Origin of the sequence: Rugosibacter aromaticivorans (genome assembly GCF_000934545.1) — a bacterium.
GTDB lineage: Bacteria > Pseudomonadota > Gammaproteobacteria > Burkholderiales > Rhodocyclaceae > Rugosibacter > Rugosibacter aromaticivorans.
The window spans coordinates 2,737,464-2,755,776 of record NZ_CP010554.1 but is presented as its reverse complement, the minus strand read 5'-3'; the positions used below and the strand labels follow the sequence as shown (position 1 = coordinate 2,755,776).

Sequence of the window (18,313 nt, the reverse complement as noted above, 5' to 3'; positions counted from 1 at the left end):
TGTAAAAGTCATGAAATCTTTTTATCAGAGTATGAATCTGCATGAGAAATAAAAAACTCTGGATCACCGTCGGGATTCTCATCATCGTCAGCACAGGCGCGATGTTCCATTTTTTTATCGACAAGACGCAGGGGGAAAAAAATGGGCATCGCGGCATGGATGGCGCAGGGCGACCAATGCCGGTAACGGCTGCCACGGTACGCAGCGGCGATATTGATGTGATGATCAATGCGTTGGGCACGGTCACCGCACTCAATACTGCAACTGTCAAAGCGCGTGTCGATGGCCAGTTAGTGCGCATTAATTTTCAAGATGGCCAGTTAGTCAAGGTAGGGAGTGTGCTGGCCGAAATCGACCCTCGTCCCTTCCAGATTCAGCTTAATCAAGTCAATGGCCAGCTTGTCCGCGATCAAGCCTTGCTCGCCAATGCCAAGATCGACTACGAACGATACACGGGCTTGCTGGCGAAAGACTCGATTGCCAAACAGCAGGTAGATGCCCAGGAATCCCTGGTACGTCAGTATGAGGGCACCGTACTGACAGATCGTGCGCAAGTAGATAACGCCAAACTGCAACTTGGCTTCACCCGCATCACAGCGCCGATTACTGGTCGTCTCGGGCTGCGCCAGATTGACGTTGGCAATATGATCCATGGTGCCGACACAAATGGTTTAGTGGTGATTACCCAAATCCAGCCGATATTCGTAATTTTTGCGATTCCTGCAGACAATATCCCGGCTGTTCTCCCCCGCCTCAGCGCCGGAGAATCATTGGTCGTTGAAGCCTTTGATCGCGATGGCAAGAACAAATTGGCGACAGGCAAGCTGCTGATGGCGGACAACCAGATTGATGCGACAACGGGTACGGTGAAACTCAAGGCAGAATTCACCAATAGCGACAACAAGCTATTCCCCAACCAGTTCGTCAATGTCCGTCTGCGCATTGAAACCCGGCACAACGCCATTCTGATACCAGCCGCAGCAATTCAACGCGGCACACCGGGTACTTTTGTTTACGTTGTTGGCACAGATCAGGCAGTGACGATCCGCGCCGTCACACCAGGGCCGACTTTTGCCGACACCGTGGCAATTGAAAAAGGACTGGCACTGGGGGAACAAGTGGTAACCGACGGTGCAGACAAGCTGCGCGAAGGTGCCAAGGTTGACGTATCGAGTCCGGCAACACGCAACCATAGCCGTCAGAGGCTACATCCTGGCGATCCCAATGCAGATGCTTATCCGGGTGGTCATCACGGCAAACATCGTGAGCCATCTGGTCAGGAGGACAACAAGGCACCAGCGCAATGAATCCTTCCCGCATCTTTATCCTGCGGCCGGTGGCAACATCGTTGTTGATGGTCGCTATTTTGATGGCGGGTTTGGTGGCATATCGAATCTTGCCGATCTCCGCGCTACCCGAGGTCGACTACCCCACCATCCAGGTCACGACGCTCTACCCGGGGGCCAGCCCCGACGTCATGACGTCGTCGATTACGGCACCACTGGAACACCAGTTCGGTCAAATGCCGGGCCTCAAACAGATGTCGTCAGTTAGTTCCGGTGGTGCTGCAGTTATCACCTTGCAATTTAGCCTCGCCTTGAGTCTCGACGTTGCCGAGCAGGAAGTGCAGGCCGCCATCAACGCATCCAGCTCCTTCCTGCCCAACGATCTACCGATGCCGCCGATCTACAGCAAGGTGAATCCCGCTGACGCGCCGATCATCACGCTGGCGGTGACATCGGCGACTTTGCCACTGCCCAAGATGGAAGATTTAGTTGATACGCGTCTGGCGCAAAAACTCTCGCAGCTTCCCGGCGTCGGCCTGGTCAGTACCGGTGGCGGTCAGCGCCCGGCCGTACGAATTCAGGTCAACCCGAAAGTGCTCGCGTCCCATGGCCTTAATCTGGATGACGTGCGCACAGCGGTTGGCAATGCCAATGTCAATATGGCGAAGGGCAGTTTCGACGGCCCGGCGCGCGCATCCACGATCGACGCCAATGATCAGTTGAAATCGGCTGACGAATACCGCAATCTGGTCATCGCCTATCGCAATGGCGCACCGGTTCGTCTCATCGACATTGCCGACGTCATTGACAGCGCAGAAAATATCCATCTCGCGGCATGGGCCAATCAGACACCGGCGATCATTCTGAACATACAACGCCAGCCGGGCGCCAACGTGATCGAAACCGTGGATCGTATCAAGAAGATGCTGCCGCAGTTACAGGCTTCGCTGCCCGGCGCAGTTTCCGTGAACCTGCTAACCGACCGTACCACCACTATTCGTGCCTCGGTGCATGACGTCCAGCTCGAACTGCTGCTGTCAGTGGTGCTGGTGGTGATGGTGATCTTCGTTTTCCTGCGCAATATCCCGGCAACCATCATCCCCAGCGTCGCTGTGCCGCTGTCATTAGTGGGTACTTTTGGCGTCATGTACCTGGCCGGACTCAGCATCAATAACCTCACGCTGATGGCTTTGACCATCGCCACCGGTTTTGTCGTCGACGACGCCATCGTGATGATCGAAAACATTTCGCGTTATGTCGAAGAAGGTGATCCCCCGCTGAAAGCAGCGCTCAAGGGTGCGCAGCAAATCGGCTTCACCATCATCTCGTTGACGTTTTCGCTGATCGCGGTACTGATTCCGCTGTTGTTCATGGGCGATGTCGTTGGTCGTCTGTTCCGCGAGTTTGCAATAACTCTCGCTGTGTCTATCCTCATCTCCGCTGCCGTTTCGCTAACGCTGACACCGATGATGTGTGCTCGCCTGTTGCGCCACACCCCGGAAGCTGAGCAAAGCCACTTCTATCGAGTCACAGGTGAATTCTTCGACAGGATCATCGGGCGCTATGGCGCCATGCTGAACTGGGTGCTCGACCGCCAGCGCCTTACTCTGCTGGTTGCTATCGGTACACTCGCTCTCACTGTGCTGCTTTATATCTTCATTCCCAAAGGATTTTTCCCGGTGCAGGATACCGGCGTAATACAAGGCATTACCGAAGGGCCGCAGTCCATCTCGTTTGCGGCAATGGCGGAACGTCAGCAGGCGCTGGCTGATATGGTACTCAAGGATCCCGCAGTTGCCAGTATCTCCTCGTTCATTGGCGTCGACGGTACCAATACCACCTTGAACAGCGGCCGTATGCTGATCAATCTGAAACCCAAAGCGGACCGTGACAGCGACGCCAGCAGCATTATTCGTCGCCTTCAGAGTCAGCTTACACAGGTAAGCGGCATCTCAATGTATATGCAGCCGGTGCAGGATTTGACCATTGAAGATCGCGTCAGCCGTACCCAGTATCAATACAGCGTTCAGGATGCCGATCCCGAAGAACTGGCAGTCTGGGTGACCAAGCTGGTCGAGCGGCTGCAGCAGTTACCGCAAATCGTCGATGTCGCCAGCGATATGCAGAACAGCGGCTTGCAGGCCTATATCGAATTTGATCGAGACAGCGCCGGCCGTCTCGGCATTACACCGGCAGCTATCGACAATGCGCTTTACAACGCCTTCGGTCAGCGTCTGATATCTACTATCTTCACCCAGTCCAATCTCTATCGTGTTGTCCTTGAGGTGAAGCCCGACTTTCAAAAGGGACTGGAGGCCTTGAACGGCATCTACATCATCTCCGCCAGCGGCAATCAGGTGCCGCTGTCATCAATCGCCCGCGTCACCGAAAAACCGGCGCAACTTGCCATCAATCACATTGCACAGTTTCCGGCGACGACGATTTCCTTCAATCTGGCGCCTGGCAATTCGCTCGGCGATGCGGTAGTTGCAATCCATGCCGCCGAGCGGGAACTTGGCCTGCCGGCCAGCGTGCAAACCGGCTTTCAGGGTGCCGCGCTTGCCTTTCAGTCCTCACTCGACAATACGCTACTGCTGATCCTTGCCGCCATCGTCACCATGTACATCGTGCTCGGTGTGCTCTATGAAAGCTACATTCATCCGATCACAATCCTGTCGACGCTACCTTCAGCCGGTGTCGGCGCATTGCTGGCCTTGCTGGTATCGGGTACCGATCTGGGCATTGTTGGCATCATTGGCATCATCCTGTTGATCGGCATCGTCAAGAAGAACGCCATCATGATGATTGACTTCGCTCTCGAAGCCGAGCGCGAGCAGGGCAAGTCGCCACGTGATGCGATCTTTGAGGCCTGCCTGCTGCGCTTTCGGCCTATCTTAATGACCACGCTGTCGGCGCTGCTCGGTGCACTGCCGTTGATGCTGGGTACCGGTGTCGGTTCCGAGTTGCGCCACCCGCTCGGCATCACCATGGTTGGCGGTCTTCTGGTCAGTCAAGTGCTGACCTTGTTCACCACACCAGTGATCTATCTTGCTTTTGATCGTATTGCGCGTCGCGTCGAAGCGTGGCGTCACACCGCCGCCAGATCAACATAAATGGTCTGCGACGACAACCGGCTATGAACATCTCCGCCATTTTCATATCACGCCCGGTAGCGACCACGCTGCTGATGTTCGGTATCGCGCTGGCAGGCGTGGTGTCTTTCACTCTGCTGCCTGTGTCGCCGCTGCCACAGATCGATTTCCCCACCATCTCGGTGCAGGCCTCGCTACCGGGTGCGAGTCCGGAAACGATGGCAACGACCGTGGCGACACCGCTGGAGCGTTCGCTCGGTGTGATCGCCGGAGTGACGGAACTCACGTCGAGCAGTTCGCTTGGCAATACCCGCATCACGTTGCAGTTCGATCTTAATCGCGATATTGACGGCGCTGCGCGCGATGTGCAGGCAGCCCTGAATGCGGCCCGGGCGTTGTTACCGACAGGCATGCCCGGCAATCCGACCTATCGCAAGGTGAACCCGGCTGATGCGCCGATCATGATCCTGTCCCTCACCTCGGAATCGATGACGCGCGCGCAGATGTATGACTCGGCGTCGACCATACTTGCCCAGAAAATTTCGCAGCTTGAGGGGATCGGTCAAGTCGAGGTCGGTGGCAGTTCGCTGCCGGCGGTGCGCGTGGAGCTCAATCCACCCGCGCTCAACCGACTCGGCATCGGTGTGGAAGATGTACGCAACGCCATCACGACAACCAATGCCAACCGGCCCAAGGGCATACTGGAAGACGGTGATCGTCACTGGCAGATTCTTGCCAACGACCAGGCCAAGAAAGCGGCGGAATATATCCCGATCATTGTTGCCTACCGCAATGGCTCTGCGGTCCGCCTCGGCGATGTCGCCAATGTCGTGGATTCCGAACAGGACCTGCGCAATGCCGGTCTCGCCAATGGCAGGCCGGCGGTCATGCTGATTCTCAATCGTCAGCCTGGTGCCAATATCATCGAGACGGTAAATCGCGTCAATGCCTTGTTACCGCAGTTACGTGGCTCGATTCCGAGCGCCATCGACCTCAATGTGGTGATGGAGCGAACGCCCACCATCCGCGCCTCCCTGCGCGAAGTAGAGCGTACGCTGGCCATATCGACCGGACTTGTCGTGCTGGTGGTGTTTCTTTTTCTGCGAAACGCCCGCGCTGCGTTGATTCCCAGTGTCGCCGTACCGGTATCGCTGGTCGGCACTTGCGGCGTGATGTATCTGGCTGGATTCAGCCTCAACAATCTGTCGTTGATGGCATTGACAGTTGCCACCGGCTTTGTTGTCGATGACGCCGTGGTGGTGCTGGAAAACATTTCGCGGCATATCGAAAAAGGCATATCGCCATTGCAGGCGGCGTTACAGGGCTCCCGCGAGGTGATGTTCACCGTGATCTCGATGAGCCTCTCGCTGATCGCGGTGTTCATTCCCATCCTGTTGATGGGCGGCATCGTCGGCCGACTGTTCCGCGAGTTCGCGGTCACGTTGTCTGCTGCCATCCTGGTCTCGCTGGTGATGTCGCTGACCACGACACCAATGATGTGCGCCCTCTTGCTGCATTCGCATGCTGATGAAAAAGCAAAAGGCAAACACGGCAGGTTCCATGACGTCAGCGAGCGTGCGTTCACCGCAATGCTGAATGGCTATCGGCGGACGCTCGACTGGGCTCTTGCGCACAGCCTCATCACCATGCTGATGTTGCTGGTCACAGTGGGCTTCAACATCTATCTTTACATCATCGCGCCTAAAGGCTTTTTCCCGCAACAGGATGTCGGCCGCCTCGGCGGCATGATCCAGGCCGATCAGAGCATTTCCTTCCAGGCCATGCGCAACAAGCTTGCCGATTTTGTCGAGGTTGTGCGCCAGGACCCGGCCGTCGACAGCGTGGTGGGCTTTACCGGTGGTGGCCAACTCAATAGCGCGCGCATGTTCATTTCGCTCAAGCCGATCGCCGAGCGCAAACTGTCGGCCGATCAGGTTATCGCCCGTTTGCGCGGCAAGCTCGCCCATGAACCCGGTGCCAGCCTGTTCCTGCAGGCGCAACAGGACATCCGCGTCGGCGGCCGCACCAGCAACGCGCAATACCAATACACGATTCAGGCCGACGATATCGGCGAACTGCGTACCTGGGAACCGCGCATTCGTGCCGCGCTGAGCAGGCTGCCGCAGTTGATCGATGTCAACACGGACTCTCAGAGCAAGGGCCTGCAAACCTCGCTGGTGGTCGATCGGGACGCAGCAACACGGCTCGGCATCAATCAGAAAATGATCGATACCACACTCAATGACTGGTTTGGCCAGCGCCAGGTATCGACCATTTACAACCCGCTCAATCAGTACCGGGTCGTCATGGAAGCTGCGCCGCAATATGGACAGAGCCCGGAAACCTTGAAGGACGTTTATGTCATCGTACCCAGTACCAACGGCTCGGCCGCACAGGTGCCGCTGACGGCGTTCGCGCACTATGAGCCCACGGCGACGTCGCTTGCTGTTAATCATCAGGGACAGTTCGTTGCTTCGACCATTTCATTCAATCTGCCGCTCGGCGTTTCGTTGTTCGATGCAACCAGGGCAATCGATCAGGCCATACAGCGCATCGGCGTTCCAGTCTCTGTGCATGGCAACTTTCAGGGCTCGGCCAAGGCCTTCCAGGATTCGCTCTCGAGTCAGCCCCTCCTTATTCTCACCGCTCTGATCGCGGTCTATCTCGTTCTCGGCATCCTCTACGAGAGCCTGATGCATCCGCTGACCATCCTCTCGACACTGCCTTCGGCCGGTGTCGGCGCCTTGCTGGCCCTGCTTGCTACCGATACCGAGTTCAGCGTGATCGCGCTGATTGGCGTCATCCTGCTGATCGGTATTGTCAAGAAAAACGCCATCATGATGGTCGACTTCGCCATCGCTGTCGAGCGAAGCGAAGGACTCAACCCGCGCGACGCCATTCATCAGGCCTGTCTGCTGCGCTTCCGTCCGATCATGATGACTACCATGGCTGCCTTGCTGGGTGCTGTGCCGCTGGCCATCGGTTTTTCCGACGGCGCCGAACTGCGCCGCCCACTGGGCATATCCATTGTGGGTGGCCTGATCCTCAGCCAACTGCTGACCCTGTACACAACGCCAGTGGTCTACCTCTATCTCGACCGGTTCCGAATCTGGTGGGGAAAGTCCAGGAAAAAATCGCATCCTATCGCGCCAGCGGAACCATCTGTGCTGTCATAAAACCATGGAAGATTTGTCATGAAGATAGAGACCTCGAACGCTGTTTTCTTGTCTGTACTATGGCTGGCGAGCTGTGCCGTTGGCCCCGATTACAAGCGGCCCGATGTCGAAACACCGAGTGCCTATAAGGAAGCCGAAGGCTGGAAGCAGGCCAACCCGCGTGACGAGGCCCGGATCGGCAATTGGTGGGAGCTGTATTGCGATGCGCAATTGAATGAGCTAGTGCAGCAAGTGACGGTGTCGAACCAGAACGTCCGTGCGGCTCAAGCACAGTATCGCCAGGCTGCAGCGCTACTTGATGCAACACAGGCTCAGTACTTCCCCACAGTATCTACCGGCGTATCCGGCAGTCGCGGCCAGGGCGCGGCGTCACCCTCGAGCACTTCGACGGTGACGCCGGGAACCCCCATCCGCAACACCGTGCGGGTATCGCTCAACGCCAGTTGGGAAGCGGATGTGTGGGGGCGCATTCGCCGTGATGTCGAAGCGAATGAAGCCTTGACACAGGTAAGCGCTGCAGACCTACGCGCCGCGCTGCTCAGCGCGCAAGCTACGCTGGTGCAATCGTATCTGCAACTGCGTGTGCTCGATGCCCAACGCCGCATGCTTGATGAAATCGTCGTTGCGTATGAACGCTCTCTGCAAATCACCAAGAACCGTTATGAAGCCGGCGTCACCGGCCGTGTCGATGTGGTACAAGCTGAAAGCCAGCTCAAATCGACACAGGCACAAGCCATTGATCTCGGTGTGCAACGTGCGCAATTTGAACATATGATCGCCATGTTGATTGGCAAAACCCCGGCGAATTTCCACCTGGAACCGAACGGCCTGGTGCCTGCCTTACCCGTGATTACGCTCTCGCTGCCCTCTCAATTGCTCGAACGCCGGCCCGATATTGCCGCTGCAGAACGCAACATGGCAGCGGCAAATGCGCAGATCGGTGTAGCACAGGCAGCCTATTTCCCTGATTTGACCATCAGCGGCGCAGGTGGCTACCAGCGTTCCAGTTTCTCCCAGTTGCTGACGCTGCCCAACCGCTTCTGGTCGCTTGGCCCGGCACTCGCTTTGACCCTGTTCGATGCGGGCGCAAGGTCGGCACAAAAAGCACAGGCGGTTGCTGGCTATGACAAGAATGTCGCACGCTACCGGCAAACAGTGCTCGGTGCATTCCAGGAGGTAGAAGACAATCTCGCTGCGCTGCGTATCCTGGCAAATGAGGCCGAGCCGCAAAAAACAGCAGCGTTGGCCGCCGCTGAAGCACTGATGCTGACCAATAACCAGTATCTAGCCGGCACGGTAAGCTATCTGAATGTCGTAACGACCCAGGCAACAGCGCTTGCCGCCACACGTAGCGAACTCGACATCACTGGCCGCAGGCTGGTGGCGAGTGCTGCTTTGTTCAAGGCACTTGGGGGAGATTGGCATGCACATTGATTGTCAACACGGACTGGAAAGCGCGTCTAGCCGTTCATTTTTCCAAACCTGTCTGTCGTTATAGCGGCGACCACTCGGTAAGCAGGTATGTGCCGGATTTACATTTCTTCCGGCATCCAGAGATCAAGGCGGTCGGTGAAAATTGCGCTGACGCCTGCGGCGAACAGCGTTGCTGCGGTAGCGCGATCATTCACGGTATAACAGGCAAGCTGGATTCGGCTGTGACAAAGCGGCGCGATGAGGTCTACGGTAATGCCTGACGCCGCAGTATGCAGCGCCGACGCCCCGGCGGCTACCAGTTGATCGCGCCAGTCGGCAGGAATCGTTTCGGTCAGTAACGCACGTGGTATGGCCGGGGCAACATGCAGCGCCTGTTGCAGCGCCAGCACAGAAAATGACGACAGCAAGACAGTGCCCGGACCGATCCCTGCGACCAGATTTGCAACGACACGCCCCGTTTCGGCTTCTGTGCCGGGGGTGGGCTTGATCTCCACATTTGCCCACAGGCCGAGTTCGGCGCAGGTTTGCAAGGCCGCCTGAAAAGTCGGCGCTGGCTCGACGGCGAATGCGCGATGATGTTTGCCGCCGGCGTCGAGGCAGGCGATTTCCGCAGCAGTTTTAGTGGCGAGGAACCCTGCGCCATTGGTGGTCCGCTCCAGCGTTGCATCGTGCATCAGGATGGGTACGCCATCGGCTGTCAACGCGACATCAAACTCCACGCCTCGGCATCCCAGGCGTGCTGCAATGCGCATTCCGGCCAGGGTATTTTCTGGCGCCAGCGCGCCGCCACAGCGATGCGCGATGATGCGTGGATAACGGATCAGGTGCGGGATCGTTTGCAGGATCACTTGCGCCGCCGCGCTGCCTTGGTTTTCGAGCCGCCTGAAGAAGGCGAATTGGCGCGCAGTGTGGCGGTATCCAAGGCTTGTTTGGCTGAGCGTGGTGTGCTCCAGACGAGGGCAACTTGCTCATCCAGCGCCAGGTGTAAGCGGTCACGCAATGCGCCGGGATGAATGCGCGTGCTGTCAGCGCGCGAGGCAGCAAGCCGTTGCTCGGCTGCGTCTGCGAGGGCAGCGGGCATGCCTGATTCGCGCAGTGCGGCTAGTGCCCCCGGCGTCATGGGCAACGAGCCGCTGGCGCGCACCCAATCGCGTTGCACGTCAGGCTGCAACAGATAGCTCACGAAGCGAGCGGCAAGCGCATACGCAGCTTTGGGTTGACCGGGAAGCACCCACAACGCGGCGCCATCGGGCAGTACCTTTTCGCGTTGTGCGCCATACGCATCGTCGTAATAAGGCAGCGGGGCAAGGGTGACATCCATGCCGGTAGCGCGAGCAGCGACATACAGGGCGGATTCGCCGGTAATCATGGCGCATTCGCCCTGCAAAAAGCGCTGGTTGGCCTCAGCGTCCGGCCCGAAGTACGTAAAGTAGTGGCTCTTTTGCCAACTGGCCAGCAACGCCAGGTGCTTTACGTTCATGAGGTTATTCGCCTTCACTTTTTCACTGCGACCAGTGCGAATATCCATCTGTTCGCCATGTTGGGATGCGGTGTTCTCGAGATGCACCCAGGCGAAGCGGCTACTGGTTAACGGACATTTAACGCCATTGTCAGACAGCGTGCCTGCGAGATTTTGTACGTCCAGCCAAGTGCGTGGCGAGAGATCAATCGTTTTTGCAGCGCGCGGCACCTGCCCGCGATTGATCAACAGGACGGGTAGTGACATCCCCATAGGCAAGGCTTGCGGTTGTCCCGTGCTATCCGCAACAGCATCCAGCATTTGCGGATAGAAGAGGCTTGTATTGAGCGGCTGGCCATAGTTGCGCATCAGCGTGTGCAGGGGCATGAATGTGATGCGTGCAGTAAAAAAATTCATGCTGTCATCGGCATTCAACAAGGCCAGTAGCGGCAGTGGACGTTTATTATCGAGACTGCGCACATCTTGCAAAATGACCCGACCCTGGCCTTTGATGTGATCGTTAAAGCGCAAAACCAGCGTCGCAAGGGCATCTTGCGCTTTGCCATCCAAGGCATGACGCAAGATGATTTCTTGCGCAAATGCCGGCGTAGAAAAGTTTAACGTTAGGCAAACAAGACCACCGAGTACGCCCAGAAAATATTTATTGATGCCGGTCAATTTCACTTCCTCCGTGTAATAAAAAACGTGCACCGAGCGACGCTGCACCAGCGTTTGCTTAGGATGATTATTGTTGCGATACTTGCTGCTGTGCTTGGCCCAATAGACTTCGCCGTACTGTACATGAGTCTCTTCATGCCCGGTGCGTCTGCTTACCAAAATTAGTCCGACATGATTGAGCAATGAGCGAGTATGCAGTCATCAATCATGTATGCTTTTGTTTTAGACAGGCAGCTTTTGACAGCCTTTAGTAACTTGAGTGGATGAGTTAATCATGAAAAAAGTGATCGCTGCGATCTGGATGATTTGTGCTGTTCCTGCGCTGATGGCCGCCACGCCCGCCTTTGCTGCAGTGACTGTGGCCGGTGTCAAATTTGATGAGGCGGCAAAAGTCGGCGCTGGGGATACGGTGCTCAATGGTGCTGGCGTGCGGGGTGTTTTTTTTCTCAATGCGTATGCCATTGGTTTGTATCTGCCAAAAAAACAGACCGATGCCGCCGATGCTTATCAGGTGAAAGGGGCTAAGCGTCTGCGTGTCGTTGTGTTGATGGAATCGCCTGCTGAGCGCCTGGCCCAATCGCTGGCCAAAGGCATTGAGAAAAATCATGACACAGAAGCGATGGCGCGCCTAAAACCCCGATTGGATGTATTCAAGGCTGCCTTGTTGACCATTGGCACGGCGCATTCGGGTGATGTGGCTGATTTTGACTGGTTGCCCAACGAAAAAGACGGGGTACTGCGTTTAACGCTCAATGGCAAAAAACAGGGGGAAGACATCGAGGGGGAAGATTTTTATCAGGCACTCATGACCGTCTGGCTGGGTGAGAGACCGGCTGATCACGCCTTGAAAGCGGCCCTTCTGGGCCAAGTCAAAGCGCCATGACTACGCCTCGCCTGGTGAAAGTAGCCAGCCGCGAACCTGCGCAGCAGATTGCGCCCTTTGCCGCGATTTTGCCTGCACCATCGACGATGTCAGATAGCAACAGCGCACCGTTTGCTTTGGGCATTCGCTGTAATAACGATGACATTACCGCCATCGAATATCTCGCGCCCTGTGCTGCACAGGTACCGCAGTCATTGTTGGCAAAAGAGGCGGTGCGCCAGTTTAACGCCTGGTTTGCTGACCCCGCTTTTGTGTTTGGCTTGCCCCTGGCGCCTGCAGGCACGCCTTTTCAGCGCCGTGTGTGGGAGGCCATTGCGGCGATTCCGTCAGGGGATACGCAGAGCTACGGTGCGCTGGCCACGCAGATCGGCAGTGGGCCGCGCGCGGTAGGCAATGCCTGTGGTGCCAATCCGTATCCACTGGTGGTGCCGTGCCATCGTGTCATCGCGGCGGATCGCGGCTTGGGCGGCTTTGCTCGTCAGCGTGGCGGATTTTTGCTCGAGGTGAAGCGGTGGCTGTTGCAGCATGAACGACATTGATGCCGGCTTAATCGACGAATTCATCGATGCACTTTGGTTGGTGGATGGCTTGGCGAAAAACACGCTGGCCGGGTATCGCAGCGACCTTCAGTTGTTTGCCTTCTGGCTGGCCCCACGTGCCACGACATTGCGTGCTGCCAATGAAGCGGCGATCAATGATTATCTGGCGCATTTGCATGCGCGTGAGGGCGGCATCAAAGCCACTAGTCAGCGGCGATTAATGGCGAGCCTAAAGCGGTTTTACCGCTGGTTGCTTGATCAGGGAAGAATGCAGGCCGACCCGTTGCGCAACATTGAAAGACCCAAACCCATTCAGCGGTTTCCTAAAACGCTGGCAGAAAGACAGGTGACGGATCTGCTCGATGCGCCGGATATCAACACCGCAATCGGATTGCGTGACCGCGCCATGCTCGAGCTGTTGTACGCCACGGGTTTGCGCGTGTCTGAACTCATCGGGCTGCGCTTGTTCGAGCTGAGTTTGAACGACAACGTGGTGCGCGTGCTGGGCAAGGGTTCAAAAGAGCGGCTGGTGCCGCTGGGCGAAGTGGCAGCCGATTGGCTGGCGCGTTACCTCGCCGGGGCGCGGGGCGACTTGCTGGGCGTGCATGTATCAGATGCCATTTTTATTACCGCGCGGGGCGCGGGCATGACACGGCAAATGTTCTGGGTGTTGATCAAGAAATACGCGCTGCATGCCGGTATTCCATCCCAACGTATTTCGCCGCATGTGTTGCGCCATGCATTTGCCACCCACCTGCTAAACCATGGCGCTGATTTGCGCGTGGTGCAACTGCTGTTAGGTCACGCCGATATTTCGACCACTCAGATTTACACGCATGTGGCTCGCGAGCGGCTCAAGCAGTTGCATCACCAGCACCACCCGCGTGGTTGACTTTTAGGCAGGCTTCGCGCGAGCGCTCGATCTGCACACCCACGCGCCGCACGCCTTGCATGATGCCAAGCTTGGCAATGCTGATTCTGACCCAGGGCGCACCAAATTCATCCAGCAGCAGATGAATGACATATTCACCAAGGGCTTCCAGTAAATTGAAATGGCGTGAGGCTAGCTCGATGCGGATGCGTTCGATCACTTCGTCATAGCGGATGGTGCGTGCGATGTCGTCGTTTTGCGCCGCCTCGTCGGGCACGCCGAAGGTGAGGTTGATCTCCAGCGTTTGTGGCGCGACTTTCTCGCGTTCGAAAATACCCACCAGCGCTTCGACGCGCATTTCCTCGATGAAAATCAAATCCACAGTGCGCCCCCGGTTTAGAATTCCCCCATTCTAGGGAATTTTTCATGAACATCGGTTTAGCGTGTCTTCTCGGCTATTTTCTTGGATCCCTGCCCTTTGCCGTGATCGTCTCGCGCATTTTTGGCCTGGCTGATCCGCGCAGTTTTGGCTCGGGCAACCCAGGGGCCACCAATGTGCTGCGTTCGGGTAACAAGTTCGCCGCGTTATTGACCCTGCTGGGGGATACGGCCAAAGGCTGGTTGGCGATGTTCATTGCCGCAAAAGTCTTGAGCTCACCCTCGGGCGGCGCGAGTGCAGCGGTGATTACCGTGGCCGGTGTGGCCGCATTTCTCGGCCATGTGTTTCCGGTGACGCTGGGTTTTAAGGGCGGCAAGGGTGTAGCAACTGCGCTGGGTGTGCTGCTCGGTTTTTCACTCGCGTTAGGTGGCTGGGTGGTGGCTGTGTGGGTGCTGGTGGCTGCGGTGACACGGTATTCTTCACTGGCAGCGTTGGCAGCGGCAGCCAGTGCGCCCTTCATTGCCATGCTACGCCATGAACGCATCGAGATTGTGCTGGCGGTCGCGTTGATGTCCGTGGTGCTGATTTATCGGCATCGCTCGAATATCCAAAAACTGCGCGCGGGCACAGAAAGCCGCCTGGGTGCAAAGCGCGCTTCTCAAGGGCGCGACGAATCGGTGGACAAAGAATCAGTGGACAAAGAATCCATCGACAGTTGATCCAGCGGCCAGCGTGGGCGGATAGCGAAAGCGCCTTGGCTCATGGGCTGCATAGGTTGTGTGAGGCCTTGAGCCAGGCGTTGCGCGCCGCAAAAGGCAATCATTGCGCCGTTATCGGTGCATAAATCCAGTTCAGGATAAAACACGCGCCCGCCTGCGGCAGAGAGTGTCGCATCCAGCCGCTGCCGCAAGCGCAGATTGGCGCCAACGCCGCCAGCGACTACCAGGCGAAAAAGTCGGCGCTGGCGACACGCCGCCAAAGCCTTGGTCGCGATAACTTCTGTCACTGCTTCTTGAAACTCTGCGGCCAGATCGGCACGATCAGTCTCATTCAGCGTTGTGTTGCGCACCAGTGTCAATACGGCTGTTTTGAGTCCCGAAAAGCTGAAGGACAAATCACCACTCGTAAGCATGGGGCGCGGTAATTTGAAGCGGCCAGGCTTGCCTGTTGCGGCGAGTCTGGCCAGTGCGGGCCCACCTGGGTAGCCTAGGCCTAACAATTTGGCTGTTTTATCGAAGGCTTCACCCGCGGCATCGTCCAGCGATTCACCCAGTAGTTCATAGGCGCCCACGCGGGTGACACACATTAATTGCGTATGCCCACCCGAAACCAGTAGCGCGATGAAAGGAAAATCCGGCGCATCGGCGGCGAGCAGGGGTGAGAGCAGATGCCCTTCCAGATGATGCACGGGCAGCGCAGGGATATTCAGCGCCTGGCTTAGCGCTTCGGCAAAACTGGCGCCAACCAGCAGTGCCCCGGCCAGCCCCGGCCCCGCCGTGTAGGCAATAGCGTCAATGTCCCGGCGCGTGCATCCGCTTGCCGCCAGCACATGGGTAAGTAGGGGAATCAGGCGGCGAATGTGATCGCGTGAAGCCAGTTCAGGCACCACACCGCCATACACCTCATGCATAGCCACCTGGCTGTGTACGGCGTGCGCTAGCAGGCCCCGTTCGGTGTCGTAGAGGGCCAGTCCGGTTTCGTCGCAGGAAGATTCAATACCTAAAACTCGCATGGGCGCATTCTATCCTCTGCACCCCTTTGACATCTGCCTGAAAATCTTTAGAATGCTTACCTCTTCGTCCCATCAAGGTCACTGCAATGCCTGGTATTCGTGTCAAAGAAAATGAGCCTTTTGAAGTTGCTGTTCGTCGCTTCAAGCGCACTATTGAAAAAGTGGGCCTCCTCACCGAGCTGCGGGCTCGCACGTTCTACGAAAAGCCCACATCCGAGCGCAAGCGTAAAGCAGCGGCTGCGGTTAAACGGCATAAAAAGCGTATCAGCAGCCAGCTGCTGCCGCCAAAGTTGTATTGATCTTTATCGGCGTTCGCGCGCAGATCCGCATATCAATTGCGCTGCGCACCTGCTAACGCACTGATGACGTCAAAAAAACCGCCGCCAGGCGGTTTTTGTTCTTCTTGAAAGGAAAGCGAAAATGACATCAATGACCCTTAAAGACCGTATTAGCGAAGACTGGAAAGGGGCCATGAAAGCGGGCGACCGACCGCGTAAAGAGGCGCTTTCTTTGTTGCTGGCAGCCATAAAACAAAAACAAGTGGATGAGCGGATTGAGCTGAATGACGATGGTGTCATCGCAGTGATTGAAAAAATGCTCAAACAGCGCAAGGATTCAATTACCCAGTACGAAGCTGCCAAGCGGCAAGATCTGGCAGACGCGGAAAAGTTTGAAGCGGAAGTGCTCTCTTTTTACATGCCGCAAGCGATGGACGCAGTGCAGATTGAGTCAATTATCACCGCCTCTATTCACGCTGTAAACGCAGCTTTGCCCTCAGATATGGGAAAAGTGATTGCACACATTAAGCCCCAAGTTGCTGGCCGCGCTGATATGGGCGAAGTCTCGCGTCTGGTTAAAGCCAAACTTAGTGCGCTAAGCGGCGCGTAATTGTGCAGCGTATCACAATAATGTGATCCCCGAAAGCTTCGTCCAGGAATTACTTGCCCGCATCGATATCGTGGATGTGGTTGAGCGCTACGTGCCTTTACGCAAGGGCGGCGCGAATTACAGCGCCTGCTGTCCGTTTCACTCAGAAAAAACTCCCTCGTTTACGGTCAGCCCCAGTAAGCAGTTTTATCACTGCTTTGGCTGCGGGGCACATGGCAGTGCGGTGGGTTTTGTCATGCAATATTCTGGCATCGGCTTTGTAGAAGCAATTGAAGAGCTGGCATCATCGGTGGGATTATCGGTGCCACAAACCGAGCGCCATCGCAGCGAGCAGGTGAAAAAAGCGCCATTGACTGAATTAATGGCGCGCGCCATGCGGTTTTATCGCGAACAACTCAAAATTTCGCCCAAAGCGGTTGATTACCTCCGTGCCCGAGGGCTTACCGGCGAGATAGCCGCTAAATTTGGCCTTGGTTATGCCCCCGATGGCTGGCAGGGTTTGCAGCAGGTTTTCCCTGAATATAACGATAATGCATTGATTGAATGTGGTTTGGTCATTAGCAATGATCAGGGGCGTCGCTATGATCGATTTCGTGATCGGGTGATGTTTCCGATTCTTGATCAACGCGGCAATGTGATCGGGTTTGGCGGGCGCGTGATCGGCGAAGGGGAGCCCAAATATCTCAATTCACCCGAGACCCCGTTGTTTGAAAAAGGTCGCGAGCTGTATGGCTTACCCCAAGCCCGAAAAGCGATTCAAGAAGAAGATACCGTGCTGGTGGTTGAAGGCTATATGGATGTCGTGGGCCTGGCGCAACATGGCGTAGACAATGTCGTCGCCACGCTGGGCACTGCGGCGACCGATGCTAACGTGCAAAAACTGTTGAAGCTGGCAAGCCGTGTTGTTTTCTGTTTCGATCGGGATAGTGCCGGGGACCGTGCCGCCTGGCGCGCGATGGAGGTGAGCCTGGCGCACCTGGCGGATAACAAAACAGTTGAGATACTGCAAATGCCCGGCAACCAGGATCCGGACGAATTTATTCGCACACAAGGCAAAGAAGCCTTCATCCATTACACGCGAAACGCCACCCGCTTATCTGAATTTCTGGTGCGGGAATTGGTCAAGCAAAACCCGCTGGTGACGGCAGAAAACCGGGCAAAATTGGTGCATGACGCAAAGCCTTTGCTGCAAAAAATTGCGGCACCTATTTTAAGAATTCAAATCGTCAAAGAGATCGCTACCCGCGCCCAAGTATCGCAAACCGAGGTGGAAGCACAATGTGAGCTGAAACCACTTACCCGCAATCGGTATGCGCCGGCCCAAATGAAGCAGCGCCCGGTGCCATCGACTATTGAGCATAAATTGTTGAAAATCGTGCTGCATAAACCGGCGTGGGCAGCGCAGTTACCGCTGGATTTGATCGATCGCGAACAACCGGCAGGCGCCGCGCTGCTTGCAATTGCCGAGGCGATTGCACATGGTGAGCTGGCAACGGGAGGCTTGGGTATCATGATTGAGTTCTTTCGTGGCACGGCGCATGAGCCGCTAGCTGCGGCGATGGCGACAACCAGCGAAGAAGAGCTTGATCCAGCCGCCCTCGAAGTCGTTTTCAATGATGCGATCGCCCATCTTCAGCACACCCAACTCACCGCTGAAATTGAAAAACTAACGGCACAGGCGCGGCAAGGGCTCAATTTGCAAGAGCGCCAACGACTGACGGATTTGCTGGCAAAAAAACGCGGCCCTCCGCTTGCTGCGACGGATACCCCGCTCTGATATAATCAGCGGTTCCCCAGCGCTTTTACGGTGTGCTGAACTATTTACTCTTCGTGCCCAAGGTCTTGCACAGTGGACGTAAATTATTACTGCGCCGTTCTTGCGTTCCAGCCGAGGAT

15 protein-coding genes are annotated in these 18,313 nt (G+C 56.5%); 11 read left to right on the top strand and 4 right to left on the bottom strand.

Annotation, left to right across the window (positions count from 1 at the left end; translation table 11 throughout):
- Window positions 1-41 precede the first annotated feature (41 nt).
- Genes PG1C_RS13610 through PG1C_RS13595 form a run of 4 tightly spaced genes read left to right on the top strand, consistent with a single transcriptional unit; the run spans window position 42 to window position 8,988 of the window.
- Window positions 42-1,307: an MdtA/MuxA family multidrug efflux RND transporter periplasmic adaptor subunit gene (locus PG1C_RS13610; protein ID WP_202635265.1), complete on the top strand. Its 1,266-nt coding sequence runs from the start codon at window positions 42-44 to the stop codon at window positions 1,305-1,307.
- Window positions 1,304-4,399: an MdtB/MuxB family multidrug efflux RND transporter permease subunit gene (locus PG1C_RS13605; RefSeq protein ID WP_202635264.1), complete on the top strand. Its 3,096-nt coding sequence runs from the start codon at window positions 1,304-1,306 to the stop codon at window positions 4,397-4,399. Before PG1C_RS13610 ends, PG1C_RS13605 begins: the two co-directional genes overlap by 4 nt.
- 23 nt (window positions 4,400-4,422) lie before the next feature.
- Entirely contained in the window at window positions 4,423-7,554 is a 3,132-nt protein-coding gene (locus PG1C_RS13600) for a multidrug efflux RND transporter permease subunit (protein ID WP_202635263.1), read from the top strand.
- An 18-nt stretch (window positions 7,555-7,572) separates the two neighbouring features.
- Entirely contained in the window at window positions 7,573-8,988 is a 1,416-nt protein-coding gene (locus tag PG1C_RS13595; RefSeq protein WP_202635262.1) for an efflux transporter outer membrane subunit, read from the top strand.
- 98 nt (window positions 8,989-9,086) lie between these two features.
- Here PG1C_RS13595 and ugpQ read toward each other — a convergent pair whose 3' ends face one another.
- The gene (gene ugpQ, locus PG1C_RS13590) at window positions 9,087-9,836 is read right to left on the bottom strand and encodes a glycerophosphodiester phosphodiesterase (protein WP_237218208.1); all 750 of its coding nucleotides are present in this window, start codon (window positions 9,834-9,836) and stop codon (window positions 9,087-9,089) included.
- Window positions 9,833-11,284, bottom strand: coding sequence for an extracellular solute-binding protein (locus PG1C_RS13585; protein WP_202635261.1), 1,452 nt, complete (start codon window positions 11,282-11,284; stop codon window positions 9,833-9,835). The genes ugpQ and PG1C_RS13585 overlap by 4 nt, the downstream gene beginning before the upstream one ends.
- Before the next feature lie 115 nt (window positions 11,285-11,399).
- On the opposite strand from PG1C_RS13585, the gene PG1C_RS13580 reads away from it, so the two are divergent.
- Genes PG1C_RS13580 through xerD form a run of 3 tightly spaced genes read left to right on the top strand, consistent with a single transcriptional unit; the run spans window position 11,400 to window position 13,439 of the window.
- Window positions 11,400-12,008 carry a chalcone isomerase family protein gene (locus PG1C_RS13580; RefSeq protein WP_202635260.1) on the top strand — a complete coding sequence of 203 codons (609 nt, stop codon included), beginning with the start codon at window positions 11,400-11,402 and terminating at the stop codon, window positions 12,006-12,008.
- On the top strand, window positions 12,005-12,547 hold the full coding sequence (locus PG1C_RS14815) for a methylated-DNA--[protein]-cysteine S-methyltransferase (protein ID WP_269464907.1): 543 nt from the start codon (window positions 12,005-12,007) through the stop codon (window positions 12,545-12,547). The genes PG1C_RS13580 and PG1C_RS14815 overlap by 4 nt, the downstream gene beginning before the upstream one ends.
- Window positions 12,534-13,439: a site-specific tyrosine recombinase XerD gene (xerD, locus tag PG1C_RS13570; protein WP_202635259.1), complete on the top strand. Its 906-nt coding sequence runs from the start codon at window positions 12,534-12,536 to the stop codon at window positions 13,437-13,439. The genes PG1C_RS14815 and xerD overlap by 14 nt, the downstream gene beginning before the upstream one ends.
- Here the strand turns inward: xerD and PG1C_RS13565 are convergent.
- Entirely contained in the window at window positions 13,402-13,800 is a 399-nt protein-coding gene (locus PG1C_RS13565; protein WP_202635258.1) for a dihydroneopterin aldolase, read from the bottom strand. The two genes, xerD and PG1C_RS13565, sit on opposite strands and share 38 nt — an antisense overlap.
- 44 nt (window positions 13,801-13,844) lie before the next feature.
- On the opposite strand from PG1C_RS13565, the gene plsY reads away from it, so the two are divergent.
- Entirely contained in the window at window positions 13,845-14,516 is a 672-nt protein-coding gene (gene plsY / locus PG1C_RS13560) for a glycerol-3-phosphate 1-O-acyltransferase PlsY (RefSeq protein WP_202635257.1), read from the top strand.
- Here the strand turns inward: plsY and tsaD are convergent.
- The gene (tsaD, locus tag PG1C_RS13555) at window positions 14,456-15,529 is read right to left on the bottom strand and encodes a tRNA (adenosine(37)-N6)-threonylcarbamoyltransferase complex transferase subunit TsaD (RefSeq protein WP_202635256.1); all 1,074 of its coding nucleotides are present in this window, start codon (window positions 15,527-15,529) and stop codon (window positions 14,456-14,458) included. The two genes, plsY and tsaD, sit on opposite strands and share 61 nt — an antisense overlap.
- Before the next feature lie 86 nt (window positions 15,530-15,615).
- Here tsaD and rpsU point away from each other — a divergent pair, with 86 nt between their 5' ends.
- The 3 genes from rpsU (at window position 15,616) to dnaG (ending at window position 18,194) form a co-directional block, all read left to right on the top strand.
- Window positions 15,616-15,828 (top strand): 30S ribosomal protein S21, encoded by a 213-nt coding sequence (gene rpsU / locus PG1C_RS13550; protein WP_202635255.1) that lies wholly within the window; start codon window positions 15,616-15,618, stop codon window positions 15,826-15,828.
- 130 nt (window positions 15,829-15,958) lie between these two features.
- Complete coding sequence (locus tag PG1C_RS13545) at window positions 15,959-16,417, top strand: GatB/YqeY domain-containing protein (protein WP_202637084.1); 459 nt, start codon at window positions 15,959-15,961, stop codon at window positions 16,415-16,417.
- A 22-nt stretch (window positions 16,418-16,439) separates the two neighbouring features.
- On the top strand, window positions 16,440-18,194 hold the full coding sequence (gene dnaG, locus PG1C_RS13540; RefSeq protein WP_202635254.1) for a DNA primase: 1,755 nt from the start codon (window positions 16,440-16,442) through the stop codon (window positions 18,192-18,194).
- Window positions 18,195-18,313: the final 119 nt, after the last annotated feature.